Origin of the sequence: Kitasatospora sp. MAA19, assembly GCF_029894125.1 — a bacterium.
Classification (GTDB): domain Bacteria; phylum Actinomycetota; class Actinomycetes; order Streptomycetales; family Streptomycetaceae; genus Kitasatospora.
The window spans coordinates 1-1,321 of the sequence record NZ_JARXYZ010000090.1; the positions used below are offsets into that span (position 1 = coordinate 1).

Below are 1,321 nucleotides of genomic sequence, written 5' to 3' on the forward strand. Positions count from 1 at the left end.
GTGACTGGTCGTTGTTTGAGAACTGCACAGTGGACGCGAGCATCTGTGGCCAAGTTTTTAAGGGCGCACGGTGGATGCCTTGGCACTAGGAACCGATGAAGGACGTGGGAGGCCACGATAGGCCCCGGGGAGCTGTCAACCGAGCTTTGATCCGGGGGTGTCCGAATGGGGAAACCCGGCAGTCGTCATGGGCTGTCACCCGCTGCTGAACACATAGGCAGTGTGGAGGGAACGCGGGGAAGTGAAACATCTCAGTACCCGCAGGAAGAGAAAACAACCGTGATTCCGGGAGTAGTGGCGAGCGAAACCGGATGAGGCTAAACCTTGAGCGTGTGAGACCCGGCAGGGGTTGCGCTTGAGGGGTCGTGGGATTTTTCTTGATCGGTCTGCCGGCCGGTCGGCGAGTCAGAAACCGTATGGGTAGTCGAAGGACATGCGAAAGGTCCGGCGTAGAGGGTAAGACCCCCGTAGACGAAATCTGTACGGCTCGTTTGAAGAACTCCCAAGTAGCACGGGGCCCGAGAAATCCCGTGTGAATCTGGCGGGACCACCCGCTAAGCCTAAATATTCCCTAGTGACCGATAGCGGATAGTACCGTGAGGGAATGGTGAAAAGTACCGCGGGAGCGGAGTGAAATAGTACCTGAAACCGTGTGCCTACAAGCCGTGGGAGCGTCGTTCATCAGCTTGCTGGTGGGCCGTGACTGCGTGCCTTTTGAAGAATGAGCCTGCGAGTTTGCGGTGTGTAGCGAGGTTAACCCGTGTGGGGTAGCCGTAGCGAAAGCGAGTCCGAATAGGGCGGTTGAGTTGCATGCCCAAGACCCGAAGCGGAGTGATCTAGCCATGGGCAGGTTGAAGCGGAGGTAAGACTTCGTGGAGGACCGAACCCACCAGGGTTGAAAACCTGGGGGATGACCTGTGGTTAGGGGTGAAAGGCCAATCAAACTCCGTGATAGCTGGTTCTCCCCGAAATGCATTTAGGTGCAGCGTCACGTGTTTCTTGCCGGAGGTAGAGCACTGGATAGGCGATGGGCCTTACCGGGTTACTGACCTTAGCCAAACTCCGAATGCCGGTAAGTGAGAGCGTGGCAGTGAGACTGTGGGGGATAAGCTCCATGGTCGAGAGGGAAACAGCCCAGAACACCGACTAAGGTCCCTAAGCGTGTGCTAAGTGGGAAAGGATGTGGAGTCGCAGAGACAACCAGGAGGTTGGCTTAGAAGCAGCCACCCTTGAAAGAGTGCGTAATAGCTCACTGGTCAAGTGATTCCGCGCCGACAATGTAGCGGGGCTCAAGCACATCACCGAAGTCGTGTCATTGCAG

The 1,321-nt window shown here is 56.7% G+C and carries 1 rRNA gene; it reads left to right on the top strand.

Going from position 1 to position 1,321, the window contains the following annotated elements:
- Nucleotides 1-47: 47 nt before the first annotated feature.
- A 23S ribosomal RNA gene (locus tag P3T27_RS40890) occupies nucleotides 48-1,321 on the top strand; the annotation flags it as partial.